The sequence below is a fragment of the Arthrobacter sp. 10L424 genome (assembly GCF_056395325.1).
In genome coordinates, this window is record NZ_JBFTJH010000012.1 from 55,455 (window position 1) to 73,788 (window position 18,334).

18 protein-coding genes are annotated in these 18,334 nt (G+C 66.4%); 5 read left to right on the plus strand and 13 right to left on the minus strand.

Annotated elements, in window-relative coordinates; translation table 11 throughout:
- Positions 1–65: 65 nt before the first annotated feature.
- Together AC1DC5_RS17570 and AC1DC5_RS17575 are read left to right on the plus strand one after the other, a co-directional pair.
- Positions 66–365 carry a type II toxin-antitoxin system VapB family antitoxin gene (locus AC1DC5_RS17570; RefSeq protein ID WP_354350719.1) on the plus strand — a complete coding sequence of 100 codons (300 nt, stop codon included), beginning with the start codon at positions 66–68 and terminating at the stop codon, positions 363–365.
- Positions 358–1,038 carry a LytR C-terminal domain-containing protein gene (locus AC1DC5_RS17575; protein ID WP_441405683.1) on the plus strand — a complete coding sequence of 227 codons (681 nt, stop codon included), beginning with the start codon at positions 358–360 and terminating at the stop codon, positions 1,036–1,038. The genes AC1DC5_RS17570 and AC1DC5_RS17575 overlap by 8 nt, the downstream gene beginning before the upstream one ends.
- 34 nt (positions 1,039–1,072) lie before the next feature.
- On the opposite strand, the gene AC1DC5_RS17580 is transcribed toward AC1DC5_RS17575, so the two are convergent.
- From AC1DC5_RS17580 to AC1DC5_RS17625, 10 genes are all read right to left on the minus strand, one after another.
- Positions 1,073–1,711: a TetR/AcrR family transcriptional regulator gene (locus AC1DC5_RS17580; RefSeq protein WP_441405682.1), complete on the minus strand. Its 639-nt coding sequence runs from the start codon at positions 1,709–1,711 to the stop codon at positions 1,073–1,075.
- 138 nt (positions 1,712–1,849) lie between these two features.
- On the minus strand, positions 1,850–2,581 hold the full coding sequence (locus tag AC1DC5_RS17585) for a DsbA family oxidoreductase (RefSeq protein WP_441405681.1): 732 nt from the start codon (positions 2,579–2,581) through the stop codon (positions 1,850–1,852).
- A gap of 55 nt (positions 2,582–2,636) precedes the next feature.
- Positions 2,637–3,173 (minus strand): N-acetyltransferase family protein, encoded by a 537-nt coding sequence (locus AC1DC5_RS17590; RefSeq protein ID WP_476866002.1) that lies wholly within the window; start codon positions 3,171–3,173, stop codon positions 2,637–2,639.
- Positions 3,170–3,991, minus strand: coding sequence for a sugar phosphate isomerase/epimerase family protein (locus tag AC1DC5_RS17595; protein ID WP_476866003.1), 822 nt, complete (start codon positions 3,989–3,991; stop codon positions 3,170–3,172). The genes AC1DC5_RS17590 and AC1DC5_RS17595 overlap by 4 nt, the downstream gene beginning before the upstream one ends.
- Positions 3,992–4,121: 130 nt before the next feature.
- Positions 4,122–5,345, minus strand: a complete 1,224-nt coding sequence (locus tag AC1DC5_RS17600; RefSeq protein WP_441405678.1) for a substrate-binding domain-containing protein — start codon at positions 5,343–5,345, stop codon at positions 4,122–4,124.
- A complete protein-coding gene (locus AC1DC5_RS17605; RefSeq protein ID WP_441405677.1) occupies positions 5,345–6,457 on the minus strand; it encodes an ABC transporter permease in 1,113 nt (370 codons plus the stop codon). Before AC1DC5_RS17605 ends, AC1DC5_RS17600 begins: the two co-directional genes overlap by 1 nt.
- Complete coding sequence (locus tag AC1DC5_RS17610; RefSeq protein ID WP_441405676.1) at positions 6,454–7,491, minus strand: ABC transporter permease; 1,038 nt, start codon at positions 7,489–7,491, stop codon at positions 6,454–6,456. Before AC1DC5_RS17610 ends, AC1DC5_RS17605 begins: the two co-directional genes overlap by 4 nt.
- Positions 7,488–9,026 (minus strand): sugar ABC transporter ATP-binding protein, encoded by a 1,539-nt coding sequence (locus tag AC1DC5_RS17615; RefSeq protein ID WP_441405675.1) that lies wholly within the window; start codon positions 9,024–9,026, stop codon positions 7,488–7,490. The genes AC1DC5_RS17610 and AC1DC5_RS17615 overlap by 4 nt, the downstream gene beginning before the upstream one ends.
- Before the next feature lie 68 nt (positions 9,027–9,094).
- Positions 9,095–10,114 (minus strand): sugar phosphate isomerase/epimerase family protein, encoded by a 1,020-nt coding sequence (locus tag AC1DC5_RS17620; RefSeq protein WP_441405674.1) that lies wholly within the window; start codon positions 10,112–10,114, stop codon positions 9,095–9,097.
- Between the two features lies 1 nt (position 10,115).
- Positions 10,116–11,312 (minus strand): Gfo/Idh/MocA family protein, encoded by a 1,197-nt coding sequence (locus AC1DC5_RS17625; protein ID WP_441405673.1) that lies wholly within the window; start codon positions 11,310–11,312, stop codon positions 10,116–10,118.
- Positions 11,313–11,573: 261 nt separating this feature from the next.
- On the opposite strand from AC1DC5_RS17625, the gene AC1DC5_RS17630 reads away from it, so the two are divergent.
- The 3 genes from AC1DC5_RS17630 (at position 11,574) to AC1DC5_RS17640 (ending at position 15,404) form a co-directional block, all read left to right on the plus strand.
- Positions 11,574–12,785: an ROK family transcriptional regulator gene (locus tag AC1DC5_RS17630; RefSeq protein ID WP_441405672.1), complete on the plus strand. Its 1,212-nt coding sequence runs from the start codon at positions 11,574–11,576 to the stop codon at positions 12,783–12,785.
- 109 nt (positions 12,786–12,894) lie between these two features.
- The gene (locus tag AC1DC5_RS17635; RefSeq protein ID WP_441405671.1) at positions 12,895–14,088 is read left to right on the plus strand and encodes an MFS transporter; all 1,194 of its coding nucleotides are present in this window, start codon (positions 12,895–12,897) and stop codon (positions 14,086–14,088) included.
- Positions 14,089–14,384: 296 nt separating this feature from the next.
- Positions 14,385–15,404 (plus strand): glycosyltransferase family 4 protein, encoded by a 1,020-nt coding sequence (locus tag AC1DC5_RS17640; protein WP_441405670.1) that lies wholly within the window; start codon positions 14,385–14,387, stop codon positions 15,402–15,404.
- 29 nt (positions 15,405–15,433) lie between these two features.
- On the opposite strand, the gene AC1DC5_RS17645 is transcribed toward AC1DC5_RS17640, so the two are convergent.
- The 3 genes from AC1DC5_RS17645 to AC1DC5_RS17655 all read right to left on the minus strand — a co-directional run bounded on the left by AC1DC5_RS17645 (position 15,434) and on the right by AC1DC5_RS17655 (position 18,320).
- Positions 15,434–15,943, minus strand: coding sequence for a hypothetical protein (locus AC1DC5_RS17645; RefSeq protein ID WP_441405669.1), 510 nt, complete (start codon positions 15,941–15,943; stop codon positions 15,434–15,436).
- A 236-nt stretch (positions 15,944–16,179) separates the two neighbouring features.
- Entirely contained in the window at positions 16,180–17,499 is a 1,320-nt protein-coding gene (locus tag AC1DC5_RS17650) for an O-antigen ligase family protein (RefSeq protein WP_441405668.1), read from the minus strand.
- 2 nt (positions 17,500–17,501) lie between these two features.
- A complete protein-coding gene (locus AC1DC5_RS17655; protein ID WP_441405667.1) occupies positions 17,502–18,320 on the minus strand; it encodes a YveK family protein in 819 nt (272 codons plus the stop codon).
- Between the last annotated feature and the right edge of the window lie 14 nt (positions 18,321–18,334).

Sequence of the window (18,334 nt, forward strand, 5' to 3'; positions counted from 1 at the left end):
CTACAACCTCCCGACGCGGGGAGTCGCGGATTCCTTTGGCAGTCCAAGTTACTTAGGCTTGCAGGGTGATATTCAAAGCCGTGGGCGAGGGACGCCCGTACCCCGACCATGGTTACAGCACGCCCAAGGACTGGGCGGCCCTGCCGCCGCGGCCGGTCCGGCTGGACGAACTGGTGACCACCAAGCGCACCCTGGACCTTGAGGCGTTGCTGGCGGAGGACTCGACGTTCTTCGGCGATCTGTTCCCCCACGTCGTGGAGTACCGCGGCGTCCTGTACCTGGAGGACGGACTGCACCGGGCTGTCCGCACCGCGTTGCACCAGCGCACGGCGATCCACGCGCGCGTGCTGGTGATAAATGGCTAGGAAGCCGAAGGACGTCACCGTCCTGCACGGGCACCAGGTCATTTCCGGCGCGGATTTGCGCGCCACCTTCGTGGAGGATGACGAACTGCGCGTCAACCCTTTCAGAATGCGGAGGCGTATCCTGCACGGCGTGGTCCTGGTGCTGCTGCTCGGGCTGGTTGCCGCCGGAATTGTGGTTGCGATAGCAATCATGAACGGCCAGATCAAGATCCCGACGGCGGAGCGCAGCCAGGCTGCCGCGTCCGTCTGCCCGGAGGCGATGTATGACTACACCCCGCCGGAGAAGGTTAATCTCAACGTGTTCAACTCGACGTCCCGTCCGGGCCTGGCCCGGTCCGTGGCCGACGAATTCGCGGCCCGCAAATTCATGGTCGGGAACGTCGCCAACACGACGTCCAGCTACCGGGGAGTGGCGTTGATTGTTTCCGGCGCCGCAGGCCAGTCTGCGGCGTTCAGTGTCCAGCGCAACCTGCCCGGCTCGGACTACTTCCAGGACGCCCGGACGGACCCGAGCGTGGACGTCATCCTCACCGGAGACTTCAAGGAATTGGCCAAGCCGGAACTGGTCGACCAGACGCCGGGCCAACTCACCTGCCCGCGCGAGGACCGGCGGATCGTGGACGAATCGGAGTGGCCCGTACTGCCGACGGCGACGCCGGCTCCCGGCAGCTAGCTTTGTCCACCCGGCACTCCGGGCCCACGCGGCGTCAGGAGTGCAGGCGGAGGGGACGGCCGTCGTCGTCGAACCGGGCCCCGGCGCCGAGCTGGACGAACTGCACGGTGCGGGCCAGCCGGGCTTCCGCCTCCGCGTCCTGGCCCGCACCGTCACCACGGGCGGCGCTGGAGGACAGGGTTCCATGGATGAGCTGCGCGAGCTGGGCAATGTCCGCCTCCGGCAGGAAACCCTGGGCGACGCCGTCCCGCAGGATGCCCTGCAGGAGCACACTGAGTTCCCCGACGTGGTCCGCAAGCTTCGCGAACGACGCCGGGGACAGCACGGCGCCCATGGCGGGTCCTGGCGGCAGGTGGCGCCGGCTGAGGTCCTCGACCTGGGCCCGCACGTACAGGGCCAGGCGGTCCACCGGGTTCTCCAGCGAGTCCAGCGATTCCCGCAGGTCAACCAGGAACCGCTCGGTCTCGTCCAGCGCGTAGGCGATCAGGAGCTCTTCGATGTCCGCGTAGTAGTTGTAGACCGCGGTGCGGCCGATCCGTGCGTGACGGGCGACGTCGGTCATGGTCAGCCCCGGCAGCCCATGGGTGAAGAGGAGCTCGCCGAAGGCCGTCAGGATGCGGTGCTGGGTCTCGGCGCGTTGGGCGGCGTTGCTCGCGGCCGAAATCCTGGGCATACAGACACTTTAGCGCGATCTGTCAGCAAAATCGGCTGCGACGGCGGCCAGGGCGTGGGTTCGCCGGAAACCGGCCCGGTCGCCGGAAACTTCCGGCGACCCCGGACGCTTTCGGCGAGTCCGACGTCGGCGGGGGCCTCAGACGGCGCAGCCGTCCGGACCGCAGGATTCGCCGGTGGCGGCAGGCGCGGTACCGGCTTCGCCGCCGTCGGAGGCTCCCACCATCACCAGCGGCTGGCCTTCCTGCCACGCCTGCTCGAGGGCCGCGGTGAAGGTCTCGGCCGGCTGGGCGCCGGAGAGCCCGAACTTCCGGTCGATCACGAAGAACGGGACACCGTTGATGCCAAGGGCCTGGCCCTCCTCGAAGTCCAGCCGGACGTCGTCGGCGTACTTGTCGGTGGTGAACAGTTCGTCCAGTTCGACGGCGCCGATCCCGAGGTCCAGGCCAAGGGAGGTGAGGTACTCCCGGCTGCCGATGTCCTTACCGTTCTCGAAGTGGTCGCTGAGCAGGCGTTCCTTCGCGGCGTCCTGTTTCCCGTGGGCCGCGGCGAGGTGGATGAGCCGGTGGGCGGTGAAGCTGTTGGCCACGACGACGTCGTCGAAGCGGTAGTTGAGCCCCTCGCCCCTGGCCTGCTCCGCCACGTGCGCAAACATTCCGGCGACCTGGGCCGGGGCCATGCCCTTGCGGGTGCTCAGGTAGTCCAGTTCGGTGCCGTCGTAGTGCTCCGGCAGCGACGGATCCAGCTGGTAGCTGCGCCACTGCACCTCGACGGAATCCCGGTGCGGGAAGGCAGCGAGGGCGGATTCAAAGCGGCGCTTGCCGATGTAGCACCAGGGGCAGGCCACGTCGGACCAGATCTCAATCTTCATGCTGGCGTCAACCCCGCCGGGTGCGGCGCCATTCCCGGACGACCTGTCGGCTTGGTCACGGCGTGGCCGGGCGCTCCAGCACGAAGTCGTGTTCTACGGTGCTGCCGAGCCTGAACGATTTGGTGCCGACCTTGCGGAAGCCGGACTTTTCGTAGAAGCGGATGGCGCGGGCGTTCAGCTCGTTCACGCCGAGCCAGAGACCGCGGGCACCCGCCCCCGCGGCTTCGACGATACTGGCGTGCATCAGTTCGGCGGCGGCGCCCAGCCCGTGGTGGTCCGGGTGGACGTAGCACTTGCTCAGCTCGGTTGAAGGCAGGATGGTCAGGGCGGCGGCCACGTCCGGGTCCCCGGCGGGCCGGGCGGCGAGGAGGCTGTAGCCGCGGAGCTCGCCGTCGGCGTCGATCACGAGGATGGTGATGTCCGGATCGGCCAGGTAGGCGCGGAAGTTGTCCTCGCTGAGGGTGGCAGCGAGGTGCGCGGCGATGTCCGCCGCCGTCGAGCTGGGCGGGCAGGCCAGCGGGAAGGTGACGGCGGCGAGCCCGGCCAGCCGGCCGGCGTCGTCCGTTGTTGCTCTGCGGATTACGTGGGTCATACTCCATTGTCGCGGCACAGGCTGCGGAGGAAGGCCAGTCCGTTTTCAGCCAGCTGATCCTGGCTCGGGGCCAGCGGACGCCAGATCGACGCCGCGACGGCAATGGCGGCATTTTCGACGGTGAAACTCTCGATGTTGAGTGGTCCCGTGTAGCCCACCTCATCGAGGACCTGCAGGAGGCCTTCCCAGTCCGTCTGGTCCCCGCCGGGGGCGCCGCGGTCGTTTCCGCAGACCTGCACGTGCACCAGATGTTCCCCGGCAGCCCGGACGGCCGCAGCCACGGAGCGCTCCTCGATGTGAAGGTGGTAGGTGTCCAGCGCGAGGCCGACGCCGTTCCCGAGCAGGGGCTCCAGCGCCTCAAGCGCCTGCTCCACTGTGTTGATCAGCGACGTTTCGTACCTGTTCAGGGGTTCGATGCCCAGCACCACCCCTGACTCCTGGGCGCGGGCCGCGACCGGTTGGAGGTTTCGGCGCAGCTCGGCGTAGGCGTCCCGCCGCTGGTCCCGCGACATCCGCCAGACCCTGCCGGTTTGGGCGTAGAAGGGTCCGCACACCGTCGGCGAACCGATGCTGCTGGCCATCGTGATGCAGTCGCCCAGGTAGGCCTGGGTCCTTTCCACGGCGGCTTGATCCGCGGCCACCAGGTCCCGCCCCGGCGCCATGGCTCCCACTACGTAAGGCTTCAGGCCGGTATCCGCAAGGGATTTGAGTGCGGTGCCGGAAGAGAAGTCGCCCGCGTTTTCCAGCGGTAGTTCGACGGCGTCAAAACCCAGGCCGGCGATTTTCGCCAGCAGCCCGGGGAGGTTGGCGTCGGTCAAGGGGGATTCCCAGACCCACGTGCTGATTCCTGTTGGACGCGCCAATGCTGCCTTCTCCCATCTACATGTCCTGCTGCCGATTCCAGGCTGTGGCGGTCCCGCGGAAACCCCGCGGGACCGCCAGTCCCGGTCAGGGCATCTGCCGCTGTTGCCAGACCTCGGGGTAGCCGTCCAGGTCCTCGCCGCCGAACTTGGCGTAGTGCCCGCTTGGCATGCCCTCGTTGCGCTGCAGCCAGTCGTCCAGTTCGTCGGCCAGGATGGGCTTCTGCGGGAGGACCCATTCGGTCGGAACCTGCTCGCCCTTGAAGATCTTTTCCAGGGCCAGCAGCGGGGTCCGCCACTGGAAGTTGGAATAGACCGGGGCCATGGCGGTGATCCCGGTCTGCTTCCACTTGGTCAGGAAGCTCATCTCGTCCTCGCCGGTCATTACAGGCAGGGCCTTGCCGGCGTCCTCGAAGGCCTCGAGGGCAGACACTGCACCGTCGCCGGCGTCCATCCAGACACCCTTGACGTCACCCGTGGCCAGTTCATCGGAGATGATCTTTTTGATCTCCGTGGGATCCGCGCCGGTGAAGTAGTCCTTGGCCTGAATTCCCTTTTCCTCGAAGATCTTCTTGGCCGCCGCCCAGCGGTGCTCCAGCACGTCCACGCCCGGGAGGATACGCAAGGCCACCACCTTGTCGCCCGATTTCAGCTTCTCACTGAGGAAGGTGGCGGTGTCGATGCCCCACGCGAAGCCGCCGATCGGGTGGATGAACGAAGTGGCGCATTTGGTCTCCACGCCCCGGTCGAACACCACCACGGGTTTCCCCGTCTGGCAGGCACGCTCGACAGCTTGGGTGAGGGCCGCCGTGGAGTTGGGCGAAATGACGAACGCACCGCATTTGCCTTCGGCGATGAAGTAGTCAATGTCCGCGATCTGGGTGTTGTCGTTGTCCTTGGCGTCACGGGTTTCCATTTCGGAAATGACCCCCGAGGCCTGGAGCGCCTTGAGCTGCTGATTCATGGTGATCCAGCCCGTTTGCCGCCAGGGGTTGGAGATGGAGGCGTTCGCAAAGCACACCTTCTGGGCTCCCTGGGCGGCGAACTTGGACGTGTCCGTCATCGCGCCTGCGATGTACTGCAGGTACGGCTGCTCCGGGTCCCCTTCAAAGGTCGCAGAGCGCTGCTGGTTCTGGGTGTCGTAGAGAGACTGGTCAAACCAATCTTTACTCGCTGGAGTGCTGGCTGCCGGGGAGCCGGTGCCGGCCGCCGTCGTTTGGGTGACGGACGGGTCGGTGGTGGTACACGCGGTCAGGGCCGCCAGCGGCAATGCTGCGGCAAGGGCGATCACGCGGACAGGGTTTTTGCGCATCAGACTCTTTCTCCTCCTTGTTCGGTGCCCTTGTCGGGCGTGGGTGCTGCGGCCAGTTGGTGCTGTTCGTCATGGGCAGCGGAACTGGCCCCCTTGCGCTTGCGCTGCCATGATCTGGATGCTGCGGCCACTGCGATGATGATGATGACTCCTTGGACCGTGTCCCGCCAGGTCGCCTGGACCCCCATGAAGTTCAGGAGGGTGAATAGCGACTCGAGGGCGAACGCCCCGGCCGCAGCGGACAGGACCCAGCCCCGCCCGCCGCCCAGCACGACGCCCCCAAGAACGACGGCGGTGATGGCCGTGAACTCGTAGCCGCGCCCCACCGACGGGTGGACGCCTGCGTAACCCACGAGCAGGATTCCGGCCACGGTTGCCGACAGCGAGGACATTATGAAGGCCCGGGTCCGCACCCACCACACGCTTGAGCCGGCGAGCGCGGCCGCAACGGAATTGTCGCCCACCGCGATCAACATGCGGCCGAACGGGCGCCGCATCAGGACGGACGCCGCCACGGCCACCGCTGTGAGGATAATGACCGGGTAAGGAATGATGTCCAGGACCGGTACGCCCTGGATACCGCCGCGCCCGATCTGCCGGAAGCTGGCCGCAGGGTTGCCCTGGGCCGCTCCGCCGGTCCAATAGAGGACCAGCCCGAGCAACGCCAGCATCATGCCGAGCGTGACAATGAAACTCGGGACTTGCAGCAAGGTGGTGATGAGTCCGTTGACCAGCCCGATGAAGGCGCCCAGCACAATCATCAGGACCAGTACGGGGATCACCTTGGAATCGTCCTGCCCGATCAGGTTGCCGGCAACGATGACCTGCATGGTCACGACCGAGCCCATCGACAGGTCGAATTCCCCGCCGACAATGACGAAGTACTGGCCGATGGCGGCGATGGCAATGGGGGCAGTCCTGCCGATGAACCGGATGAAGGAGCTCGGCTCGCCGAAAGAAGGATTGAGCACAATGATGGCCGCCAGGAGGCCGATCAGCAGGACGAAGACGGCGCCGCCCGGGGTGCGCACGGCGCGCAGCAGCCGCTCGGAACGGCTCGCACGGTTCTGCTTGAGAACCGCGCCACGCTCGGAGTTCACTGCCGTACTCATGGCCCCTCCACGGACACAGGCCGGGCAGCGGGCGTTTCCGCGGACCCTTTCGAGGCGAACCGTTCCGGTCTGCTCACGATCCGGCGCCCGGCGTAGACGGCGACGGCCGCGACGATGACGACGCCCCTGACCACGTCCTTCAGGAACGGGTTGACCTGCATGACGGACATGATGTTGTCCAGCATGGCAAAGATCAGCACGCCCCCGAGGGTGCCCGCGATGGTCCCCTTCCCCCCGGAGAGCAACGTGCCGCCGAGCACGACTGCGGCGATGGAGAGCAGATCGTAGCCGCCCTGGGAACCCACAGTGGGACTGCCCACGCCCAGCCTGCTGGCAAGCAGCAGCCCGGCCATGGCTGCCAGCACCGAGCAGATGACGTGGGCAGTAATGACCGGCACATCAACGCGGATTCCCGAGGTGCGAGCCACGGCGATGTCGCCGCCGACAGCGTAGAGATGGTGCCCGACGCGTGTGCGGTGCAGGAGCAGCCCGGCCAGGCCCGCGCAGGCCAGCATGATGATCGTCGAGATCGGAACCGGGCCGAGTCCCGTGGCCCCCACTAAGCGGAACGCCAGCGGTGTCTGGCCGAAGCTGCCCTTGAAGTTGGTGGCGAGGAAGCCGCTGATTATCAGGCCCACGCCGAGCGTGGCGATAAACCCGTGCACGTGGAGGCGGGCGACGATCAGTCCGTTCGCCAGGCCAATGACGGCTGCTGCCCCCAGCGTCAACAGGACTGCGGACAGGACGTTGTTGGGGTTGTTGGCCATCACCCCCGCGGCGATAAGGCTGGCCAGGCTCGTGACATAGGGAACCGACAGATCCAGGCTGCCGGCCAGGATGACCAGCGTCTGACCGATCGCGATGAAGCCCAGGACGCTGGTTCCGGTCAGGATGCTGGAGATATTTCCCGCGCTGAAAAAATTCCGCCCCACGGAGTTCACCAGCACCGCGCCCAGGATGAGGGTCACCAGCGCGACGACGTAGACGATCTGGGTGGAGGACAGTTTCTGGAAGAATCCCGCTCGCTGTGTCATGCCTCTCCTTCGGGTGCCGTCCTGGCGCCGGTCCCCATCTGCAGGATGGCTTCTTCTGACGTTCCGGCGGGAAGTTCACCGGCCAGCCGGCCATCGCGCATGACAAGGATCCGGTCAGACATGCCGATGACCTCCGGGAGCTCGCTGGACACCATCAGGATGGCCTTCCCCTCCGCCGCGAGCTGCCGCATCAGCCGGTACACGGCAACTTTCGCCCCGACGTCGATGCCGCGGGTGGGTTCATCCAGCAGGACGAGCCGGGGCCGGATCGCCAGCCACTTGGCGAGGACCACTTTTTGCTGGTTGCCGCCCGACAGGTACTGCACCTCCTGGTCCAGGTCACGGGCGATCACTTCGAGGGAGGAAAACACGCCCGGGATTTCCGTCCTGACGGACCCGGTGCGGCCCGGAAAAACGGACCGGATCACGCTGAGGGCGTTGTCCAGGATGGACTGGTTCAGGCTCAGGCCCTCAGCTTTGCGGTCCTCGGTAATCAGGGCCATCCGTGCCCGCACGCCCTGGCGCGGCGACTTGGGCAGCAAGTCCCGGCCCGCCAATTTCATCGTTCCGCGCGTGAAGGGTGCTGCGCCGAAGATGCCGTGCAGCAATTCCGTACGGCCGGACCCTTGGAGCCCCGCCAGGCCGACAATCTCGCCGGGCCGGATGCTGAGGTTTATCCCGTCCAGCTGGCCGTTGCCAACACCCGCCAACTCGAGGATCGGCTCCTCCCCAACGCCGGCGGCTTCCACGTGCTCCCGGGGCAGCTTGTCCGGGAAGTAAGCCGAGATTGGCCGGCCCACCATCAACCGGACCAGCCGGGCGTCGTCGAGTTCGGCCGCGGGCTGGGTGCTCACCACCTTGCCGTCCTTCAGGACGGTAATGACGTCGCAGAGGTCGAACACTTCCCTAAGGCGGTGGGAGACGTAAAGGATCGCCGTTCCGCGTTCACGCAGACGGGCCACGATTCCGTAGAGAAGTTCAACCTCGGCGCCGGCCAGGGCGGCTGTGGGCTCATCCATGGAGATGATCCGGGCGTCATAGCTGACCGCTTTCGCGATCTCCACGACCTGCTGCTCGGCCACAGTCAGGCTCCTGACTTGCGTGGTGGGCCGGATCTCGGTGATGCCCAAGGACTCAAGCAGCTCCGCCGTTTTCGAATTCATCAGGGCCTTGTTCACCAGCAGTCCCCGGCGCGGCTCCCGGCCCAGGTAGATGTTTTCGGCCACTGTCCGGTCAGGCAGGAGGTTGAATTCCTGGAACACCGACGACAGCCCGGCTTCGTGGGCCTTGGTGGGGTGGCTGAAGCTGACTTCCTGGCCCTCCAGGAGCACGGTTCCGGCGTCGGGCTGGTACACACCGGCCAGAACCTTCATCAGGGTGGACTTCCCGGCCCCGTTTTCCCCCATGAGGCCGTGCACCTGGCCACGGTGAAGACTGAGATGGGCGTCTTCCAGGACGGGAATGCCGAAAAAACTCTTGGTCAGTCCACGGACCTCCAGGATCGGCGGTGGTGCCGGGGAGTTGTGGTTCTCCATCGATGCGTCCTCCGGGCTAACTGTGACAAGGGCTGATTGTGTTCCGTTCAGGAATACGCGAGCGCCCACTATTGCGGCCGTTCGGCCGGGTCCGCGGCGCTGAACGCGGCGTCGAAGGAGCTGCTCGACGCCGGAAAGTCGAATCTTTTGAGGGCGGCCAGGGCTTCTGGAGCCCCGTGGAGGCGGTCCATGCCGGCGTCCTCCCACTCGACCGAGATGGGGCCGTCGTAGCCGATCGCGGTCAGGGCGCGGAAGGAGGATTCCCAGGGCACGTCGCCGCGGCCGGCGGAGACGAAGTCCCAGCCGCGGCGCGGGTCGCCCCAGGGCAGGTGGGAGCCCAGAACGGTGTTCCGGCCGGTGGGCCGCAACTTCGTGTCCTTGCAGTCCACGTGGTAGATCCGGTCCTTGAAATCCCAGATGAAGGACACCGGGTCGATGCCCTGCCACATGAAGTGGGACGGGTCCCAGTTCAGCCCGAAGGCTTCGCGGTGGCCGATCGCTTCGAGGGTGCGCACGGTGGTCCAGTAGTCGTAGGCGATCTCGGAGGGGTGGACTTCGTGGGCGAACCGGACGCCACACTCGTCGAAGACGTCAAGGATGGGGTTCCAGCGGTCTGCGAAGTCCTGGTAGCCGGCGTCGATCACAGACGCAGGGACGGGCGGGAACATCGCGACGTACTGCCAGATGGACGAGCCGGTGAACCCGACGACGGTGTCCACGCCCAGGGCCTTGGCGAGCCGGGCGGTGTGCTGCATTTCCTCCGCGGCGCGCTGGCGGACGCCTTCGGGGTCGCCGTTGCCCCAGACCTTGGGGCCGACGATTGCCTGGTGGCGGAAGTCGATGGGGTCGTCGCAAACGGCCTGGCCCTTGAGGTGGTTGGAGATGGCCCAGACTTTGAGGTTGTACTTTTCCAGGACGGCGAGTTTGGCCTTGACGTAGCCCGGCTCGTCCCAGCGCCAGGCGTCAAGGTGGTCGCCGGAGACGGCGATCTCCAGGCCGTCGTAGCCCCAGCCGGAGGCCAGCCTTGCGACTTCCTCGAACGGCAGGTCGGCCCACTGGCCGGTGAACAGTGTGTACGGGCGGGCCATGTCAGGCTCCTTCACTGGGGACAGGGACGGCAATTGCCCGGGAGTCAGCCAACTGAACCGTGGAGCTCCCGGCCCCGGCACTTTCCTCGACCGCGGCCAGGATGCGCTGGACTGCCAGTCCATCCTGGAACGACGGTGAAGGCTCTGCTCCGGAGTCAATCGCCAGGAGGAAGTCGCGGATTTCGTGCGTGAAGGTGTGTTCCCAGCCGATGATGTGGCCCTGCGGCCACCACGCGGGCAGGTACGGGTGCTCGGGTTCGCTGACCAGGATGCGCCGGAATCCCTGCTCGCGGGCAGGGTCAGTAGCGTCCAGGAAGTGGAGTTCGTTCAAGTTCTCGAGGTCGAACAGGAGGGAGCCTTTGTCGCCATAGACCTCGAGCGTGAGGGAGTTCTTCTTTCCGAGGGCCACGCGTGAGACTTCAATCGAGGCGACGGCACCGGAGGCAAGGGTCAGCGTCGCCCACGCGGCGTCGTCGACCGTCACTTCCTCCAGCCCGCGGGCGCCCGGCCGGTGCGGGGTGAAAGTCCGCAGCCGGCCTGAAACGCCGGTCACCTGGTCCGCTAGCAGGAACAGCACCTGGTCGATGGCGTGTGAGGCGATGTCGCCCAGCGCGCCGGAACCTGCGGTGTCCTTCTGCAGCCGCCACGTCATGGGCGTTGCCGGGTCTACCAGCCAGTCCTGCAGATAAGCCGCCCGGACTTGTCGGACCGCCCCCAGCCGGCCCTCGCTGATCAGCTCTCGGGCTAGGGCGAGGGCGGGAACCCGGCGGTAGTTGAAGCCGACCATTGACTGGACTCCGCGGGACTGCGCTTCCAGAGCCGCCGCCGCCAGGGCTTCGGCCTCGGCCAGCGTGTTCGCCAGCGGCTTTTCCACGAGGACGTGCTTGCCTGCGGCGAGGGCCGCGAGGGCGATCTCTGCGTGCAGAAAGCCAGGGGCGCAGATATCCACCACGTGGATGTCGTCGCGGGCGACGACATCCCGCCAGTTCGTGGCGGATTCCGCCCAGCCGTACCGCTGCGCGGCCTCGGCGACTCCTTCCGGATCCCGCCCGACGAGAACCCGCTGCTCGAAGGCCGGGACGCGGAAGAAGCTGGCCACGTTGCGCCACGCGTTCGAGTGGGCCTTGCCCATGAATGCGTACCCGATCATGGCTACGCCGAGCGGGTGCCGGCCGGGCATGGATTCCTGTAGACGCATGGTTTCCTCGGGAGGCATGGCGGGCCTAGAGGGTGGACGCCATGGGATCCCAGTCCTCCGGGAGGGCTGCGGATGCGGGAGCGGAGCTTTCGACCGTGTACAGCGGGATCGGGAATGGCACTGTCTCTCCTCGTCGTCGGGGTATGAGCTGCCTCACACCCAAGCTAGGACTACTTCTGTCGATCGTCAAGCAAAAGTTGAAAACTGGGTTCCGGATTTGTAGAACGTGACACGCAGAAGTGCCCGTGCTATCACTGACTCATGACTTCGCCTACCGGCACCGACGCCGCCGCCCCCGAGGCCGCGGGCAGCATGTCCCGTGCCGGGGACCTGTTCCAACTGCTGCGCGATGGCAAGGCCCGCACCCGCGCCGAGCTGGCCCTCACCACCGGCCTGGCGCGTTCCACAGTCGCGTCCCGCATTGACGCACTGATGCAATCCGGGCTGGTCGGGCCGGCAGGCGAGGCCAGTTCCAGCGGCGGCCGGCCGCCGTCGCGCTTTGCCTTCAACCCCGCCGCCCGCGTGGTGCTGGCGGTCGACGTCGGCGCCACCCACGTGAACATTGCCGTCACGGACCTGAATGGGACTGTGCTGGCGGAGCGGCGGCTGGGCCAGGACGTAGCCGACGGCCCGGTTGCCGTGCTGGACCGGGTGGTGTCGGAAGGGACCAAATTGCTCGGACAAGCGGGCCGCGGCACGGAGGACCTCGCCGGCATCGGCATCGGCCTGCCCGGCCCCGTGGAACACGCCACCGGGAGGCCGGTGAAGCCGCCGATCATGCCCGGCTGGGACGGGTTCGACGTCGTCCGGCACGTCCAGCGCTCGCTGCCGGTCCCCGTGCTGGTGGACAACGACGTCAACATCATGGCCCTCGGCGAGCAGACCTCCTACTGGCCGGAAGACGGCAACTTCCTGTTTATCAAGGTCGCCACCGGAATCGGCGCCGGCATCATCAGCAGCGGCCAGCTCCAGCGCGGCGCCGACGGCACGGCGGGGGACCTCGGCCACGTCCGGGTGCCGCGCGGCGACGATGTGCTCTGCCGCTGCGGCAACTACGGCTGCCTTGAGGCGCTCGCCTCCGGCCCCGCCGTCGCGCAGTCCCTGACGCTCCAAGGCGTGACGGCGGACGACGGCGGCGACGTGCTGCGGCTCGTGGCCGAGGGGAACCTGCAGGCCATCCAGGCCCTGCGCCAGGCCGGGCGGGACCTGGGCGACGTGCTGGCCACCGTGGTGAACCTGCTCAATCCGTCCGTCATTGTGATCGGCGGAAGCCTGGGCCAGGCCGGTGAACACCTCATGGCGGGCGTCCGAGAAGTGGTTTACCGGCGGTCGCTGCCGCTTGCGACCACCCACCTGCGGATTGGTCTTTCCATGGCGGGGGACCAGGCCGCCATCCTGGGCGCCAGCCAGATGGTCACGCAGTTTGTGCTTTCGCCCGCTGTGATCGAGGCGACCTTGCAGTCCGCGGGCTGACGCCGTCGCGACCCCGGGGGAGTCACAATCGGCAGGTCCGGCGCGGGCACGTGATAGCAATGGGACTGATGAAATCATATTTCTGCCTGTCGGCCGGGCCGCGGCACCCATGAGCGCAAGCGTCCTGGCGAAGGTGCCGCGCAGCTGGATCCTGCTGGCCGCCATCGGGCTCATTGCACTGAACATGCGCGGACCGTTCGTGGCCGTGGCCCCGGTGGTCGGACTGATGCAGCAGGAGCTCGGCCTCTCCCCGGTGGAACTTGGCTTCCTGACCGGCATCCCGGTGCTGTGCTTCGCACTGGCCTCGCCGCTGGCCTCGCTGACCGGCCGTAAACTCGGCGCGGAAGTCGCCATCACCCTCACGCTCCTGGGTGTGCTGCTCGGCGTGATTGTGCGCTCGGCGGGTGACAGCGCCGTCGTGATGCTGGGCACGGTGATTCTCGGCGTCGCCATCACGATCGGCAATATTGCCGTTCCGCTGATCATCCGGAGGGACTTCGCCCCGGCCCGGCAGGGCACCGCGATGGGCATTTACACCGCCGCCCTGAACATCGGCTCGTTCATCACCGCCATGGTGATGGCTCCGCTGGCCGAGCTGTTCGGCTGGCGGCTGGCCCTTGCTGCCTGCGGCCTCTTCGCCGTCGCGGCGCTGGCTGCGTGGGTGCTCGCCGTCGGCGGCCGGGCGTTCCGCCCCGAACCGGTTCCCGGCCCGGGTCCGCCGCGTGCCGGGGCCAAGCCGGCGTCGCGCTGGATCACGGTCGGACTGACCGTGGGCTTCGCAGGGCAGGCGTTTTCCTATTACGGGGTGACCGCGTGGCTGCCCAGCATCCTCGCCGACGAATTGGGCATGACGGCCGCGGGTGCCGGCGCCGGATCCTCGCTGTTCCAGATCCTTGCCATCGTGGGCGGGCTGGGCGTTCCGCTCGCGGCCCGCTTCGCCAGCACGACGGCGGTCGGACTCACCCTCGGGCTGTTCTGGGTGACCGTTCCGCTGGGCCTGCTGCTGGCGCCGGAGTTGTGGTGGCTGTGGTCCTCGTTCGGCGGGATCGCCCAGGGCGGCGGTATCACGCTGATTTTCATTGCCATCATCCGGCTGGCCCGGGACCAGGCCTCGGCCGGACGGATGTCCGCCGTGGTGCAGGGTGTGGGCTACTCCTTCGGTGCCCTGGCCCCGACCCTGCTGGGTTATGCGCACGGCGTCACCGGATCCTGGACCGGCCCGCTGCTGATGGTGCTTTGCTCGGTGGCGCTGTTCATCCTCGGCACCGGACTGTCGCTCCGGCACGTCCCCAAGGTGCACTGACGACTCCTTGTTCGCCCCCTTGCGCCGAGCCGTCTCGTGAGGGAGCGCACGCATGGCCCCGCCGGGCTGTCGCAAACGATGTGACGCAGGTCATTCCCAAAAGTTGCCGAATTGCTAGGATGACCGCATGGAGCCGAAAGCAGAGCCGCGCGCGTCGACGTCCGAACGAAGCCTGTCTCGTGGGTAGCGGGCCCGGCGGGCGCCCCAAAATACTGCTGGTCAAGACCCGGGGACGGGCGACACTGGACAGCCAGGAACGCCTGCGACGGGAACAACGGGGTGAAGATCCCCGCAGCATGCTGTTTCAAAACACCCTGGGCTGCGACGTCCTCGACGAAGCAGCCATAGCGGCAGTCCCAGGGCGGCGGGGCAGGGTGTATCGGAAGCTGCCAACCTTCGTAGCCCAGGCCGTGGAGGCCGGCAGGCTGAGCCGGTCGTACGACGTCGTGGTGACCTGGTCAGAGCGTCACACCGTAGCCGTCGCCGCTCTCTTTGCCGTGCTGCGCCTTCCTACCCCGCATCTGGCCTTGATGTTTTGGCTGTCCAAGCCGTCGGTGCGCCTGCCGCTGCGAGTGTTCCGGTCCGGCGTCGACCGGATCATTACGTGGAGCTCGGTCCAGCGCGATGTGGCGGTCGAAAGGATCGGGTTCGGCCCTGAAACTGTCGTCCTGGTCCGCCATCCGGTGGACCAGGAATTTTTCCGCCCCGAGGACAGGGCACGGAACATCCTCTTCTCCGCCGGATCAACCCAGCGGGACTTCGACACCCTCGTGGCGGCCGCCCGGGGACTGGGCATTCCGCTCCGGATCGCGGCATCGTTGGTCGTCGCCCTCAACGGGTTCAAGGTCACCACGACGGACGTCCGGCAGCATCTCGACACGTCCGACGACGTTGAAGTCGAATCCTTGGACTCGTCGCAGCTTCGGGCCTCATATGCGGAAGCGAAGGTGGTTGTGGTCCCCTTGCTGCCCACCGATATCGACGCGGGTGTGAACGTCATTCTTGAGGGCATGGCCATGGGACGACCGGTGATTTCGACGCGGACAGCCGGGCAGATCGACGTGATACAGGACGGGGAAACCGGCATGCTGGTTCCCCCCGGCGATGTTGCGGCGCTCAGGGCAAAGATCGAAATGATCCTCAACGATCCCCATGCTGCGGAGGACATGGGACGGCGCGGCCGGGCCTATGTCGAGAAGTACCACCGCCTGGAGGACTTCATCGAGCACGTCCGGGCCAGCACGGAGGAGCTGGCAGGAATGCGGTCCAGGGGCTGGCTCCCGTTTCCCGGGAAGGCGAGACTGCGGACCACGTAGCCCGCGGCCAGTCCCTCCCCGCGGTGGGCCTAGGAGAGCGCCCCGGAGTCTGCACGAAGTATTGACGTCGGAGCATCCGGGCCACCAGCTGCGGGCTGCGGTCGGCGGCCGGCGCCTGGTCTGCGCTTGCCGGCCAGGGCGCGGTCGACACTGAGCGGTATCCCCGCGGCCAGACCGATCGTCAGGAGGGTCAGTGCGAGGACGGCCGTCGCGTTCCGCACACCGACGTAGGCTACGAACTCCACGCTGGGGGCCGGCTCGGTGGTGATATTGGCGGCCGGCTTGATGCCCAGTTCCTGCTGGGAGTCCTTGGCAATGCTGGAAATCCGGTCCAGGATTTGCTGGCGCTCAGTTGCGACCTCATCCATGGATTCACCCACGATTTCGATCGTAATGACGGGGCGGTTGTAGCTCAATTGCCATTGGCCGCCAGAGCTGGGGATATACACCAGGTGACCGCTGCGGATGCCTGAACCGTACAGCGGGGAGGACGTGCTGGTTGGAACTGTCTTTCCGGCATCGGCATTCAAGCGATGCATTACCACTGAAGCGAATGCCAGTATTTGAGCTGGGTCTTCCTGCAGGGCGTTGCCGCTGCCTGGCGCGCGCGGAGACAGGAAAAGCACATCTGTCTTGCTGTAGTAAATGCCAGTGGCCGTGCTGGCCGCGAAGAGAAGAGGGAGCATAACAACCACGGTGCCCAGAGCCAGGTACCATCTGCGCGCAATGGCATTCCGCCCCTTTCTCAGGCGGCGCCCGAGCCGTTCCCGTATTTTCACGACAGCCCGCTGGGCATGGCTGGATTTCGGCCGATGTTGGCGTAGGCGCCGCACAAGCCGGCAACCATGAACACTGTGCCGCAGGCCTGCGGAAAAGCGAAGGCATCGAAGAGCGCGAAGTTCAGGCTTCCGGCCAGCATCGAGGCGACCAAGGCCAGTCCCATTGCCTTCATAGGTTCTTCGGCATAAAGGCGGCGGGAGGAATACGCCGCCGCCATCGCGGAAAATACGATGGCGAGCAGGGCAAGCACTCCGACGATCCCGATCTCCACGGCGCTCACCAGGTATTGATTGTCCAGAATCCGGTAGGCGGGCAGGAACGTCCCGAAGCCACGGCCAACGAAGGGGCTCACGAGGAAGAATTGGATTGCTTCGTCGTAACTGTCCGTCCGCGAGGTGATGCTCGAATCATTGGCCGAGAACATTCCCAGGATCGTTCCGGCCATGCCCGGAACGGCCACATAGACGGCAACGGCCCCGAGCGCCAACGTGGCGCCCGCGGCCCTGCGGACCACCGGCGGCCAGGACGGAAACAACACCAGGTAGACCGCTGCCATGGCGAGCAAAGCCGACCTGGTAACGGAAAGCACGGTGGAGAGCGTAATGACCGCTACCGGAAACCAGCGCAGAAAGGCCGGGCGGGAGCGGTCGCGAATGGCAACGGTAAGGCAGAAGGGGAGCATCATGGTCAAGACCACTGCGTACTCCAGAGGGTGGGTGGCAGTCGCCGCGGACCGCACGAATCCTGATCTGGCGCCGATGCCGTTCTCTCCGGGTCCGGACAAACCTGGAATTTGCCACGTGTCCACAATGCTCATGCCCGTGAAGAACTGGAACAGTCCGAGCGTGGCGTAGAGGCCGGCGAACAGGGTCAGCCTTCGGATCAGGACCATGAAACGGTCTTCGCTGCCTATTGCGTCGTTGGCCACCAGCAGGATGCCGACCAGCGCTGCGATGCGAACCAGCCCCAGGTCGGCGACGCTTATGTCGGCTGCTGGAAGGGCCGTAAGCGCGGCCTTCGCATAGCTGGCCAGACAGGCCCCGACGAAAAGGAAGGCAGCAACCCGGACCCACTGCAACTGCTGGCGCCCGCTGGCGGCCGGCTTTTGGAGGTGGTGCCACGCCCACCACAACAAGGCCACCAGGGCAACAAGGTAGGCAGGGGCACCGGCGCCGCCGAGTGCTTCTATTCTGCGGTCGGCCGGAACCAAGTAAAGGAGGACCGCGAAGCAGGTGAGGACGGTAACGCCGTCGGGCGGGCTGAGCTGGCTGGATCTTGCCGCCGTCATTTCACGGGGCGTTGCCGCTGAAGCCACGGCTACTGATTCGTAACCATGGTGGGGAGTTCGTCCTTGTCACGCTCCGGCCCGTCGGAGCCATCCTCGGCTGCCGGAGGTTCCATTGCTTCCGGTTCCGGTGCTGGACGGCGGCTGCGTTTGGTCCCGCGCCGCGACATCCGCACTTGGTCGTCGGCCGCTGGGGATGGCTCTTCGTGGAGTTCAACTCCCGGGCCCGACGCGTGACGCCGACCCGCTTTTTTCTTTCGGGAGGTGAGCAGCCGGTCCAGCAGTCCGGTCAGCAGCACTGTCATAGAAAGTCCAAGTGCGACGCCGCCCAATACAGCGCGAAGTTGGCTCTGCAGAACCTTTGTTGTCGCATCCTCACGGACAATGGTCAAGGCCGTGATCCGGGACGCGTCTGGAATGTTGAGCTGGTCCTGCATGTTCTCCAAGTTTTCAGGCACCACCCTCAGCACCGCGTCAAGGACCTGCAGGGTGCCGTCCGAACTCTCACTTTCCGCTGTGATGAGCATGATTGGCCCGGGCGACAATGTGTCCTTGACCGCGGTATAGGAGCCGTCCGGGTATGCCTCCAGGATCTGCTCGCTAGTCGCTTCGGAACCCAACTTTACGGTCAAGACGCCCAGCGCCTGTTCAAGTCCACCCAGGAACAGATAGGGATTGCCGTCCGCGGACACCAGCGAGGGCGGCGGAATCAGCACGACTCTCGCGGTGGCGCGGTGTGTGGGCGGGACCACCGACGCCAGTAGCAGCGCGCCACAAGCCGTCAGCAAGACCCCGATGACGACGAAGTACCAGCGTCGCAGGAGACCCCTGCCCAGGTCATGCAGAAGCATAGGCGCCACTTGAT

Coding starts and splice junctions, on each gene's coding strand:
- AC1DC5_RS17575 (WP_441405683.1), top strand. CDS start 358: ATGGCTAGGAAGCCGAAGGACGTCACCGTCCTGCACGGGCACCAGGTC.
- AC1DC5_RS17580 (WP_441405682.1), bottom strand. CDS start 1,711: ATGCCCAGGATTTCGGCCGCGAGCAACGCCGCCCAACGCGCCGAGACC.
- AC1DC5_RS17585 (WP_441405681.1), bottom strand. CDS start 2,581: ATGAAGATTGAGATCTGGTCCGACGTGGCCTGCCCCTGGTGCTACATC.
- AC1DC5_RS17590 (WP_476866002.1), bottom strand. CDS start 3,173: ATGACCCACGTAATCCGCAGAGCAACAACGGACGACGCCGGCCGGCTG.
- AC1DC5_RS17600 (WP_441405678.1), bottom strand. CDS start 5,345: ATGCGCAAAAACCCTGTCCGCGTGATCGCCCTTGCCGCAGCATTGCCG.
- AC1DC5_RS17605 (WP_441405677.1), bottom strand. CDS start 6,457: ATGAGTACGGCAGTGAACTCCGAGCGTGGCGCGGTTCTCAAGCAGAAC.
- AC1DC5_RS17610 (WP_441405676.1), bottom strand. CDS start 7,491: ATGACACAGCGAGCGGGATTCTTCCAGAAACTGTCCTCCACCCAGATC.
- AC1DC5_RS17615 (WP_441405675.1), bottom strand. CDS start 9,026: ATGGAGAACCACAACTCCCCGGCACCACCGCCGATCCTGGAGGTCCGT.
- AC1DC5_RS17620 (WP_441405674.1), bottom strand. CDS start 10,114: ATGGCCCGCCCGTACACACTGTTCACCGGCCAGTGGGCCGACCTGCCG.
- AC1DC5_RS17625 (WP_441405673.1), bottom strand. CDS start 11,312: ATGCGTCTACAGGAATCCATGCCCGGCCGGCACCCGCTCGGCGTAGCC.
- AC1DC5_RS17630 (WP_441405672.1), top strand. CDS start 11,574: ATGACTTCGCCTACCGGCACCGACGCCGCCGCCCCCGAGGCCGCGGGC.
- AC1DC5_RS17635 (WP_441405671.1), top strand. CDS start 12,895: ATGAGCGCAAGCGTCCTGGCGAAGGTGCCGCGCAGCTGGATCCTGCTG.
- AC1DC5_RS17640 (WP_441405670.1), top strand. CDS start 14,385: ATGCTGTTTCAAAACACCCTGGGCTGCGACGTCCTCGACGAAGCAGCC.
- AC1DC5_RS17645 (WP_441405669.1), bottom strand. CDS start 15,943: ATGCATCGCTTGAATGCCGATGCCGGAAAGACAGTTCCAACCAGCACG.
- AC1DC5_RS17655 (WP_441405667.1), bottom strand. CDS start 18,320: ATGCTTCTGCATGACCTGGGCAGGGGTCTCCTGCGACGCTGGTACTTC.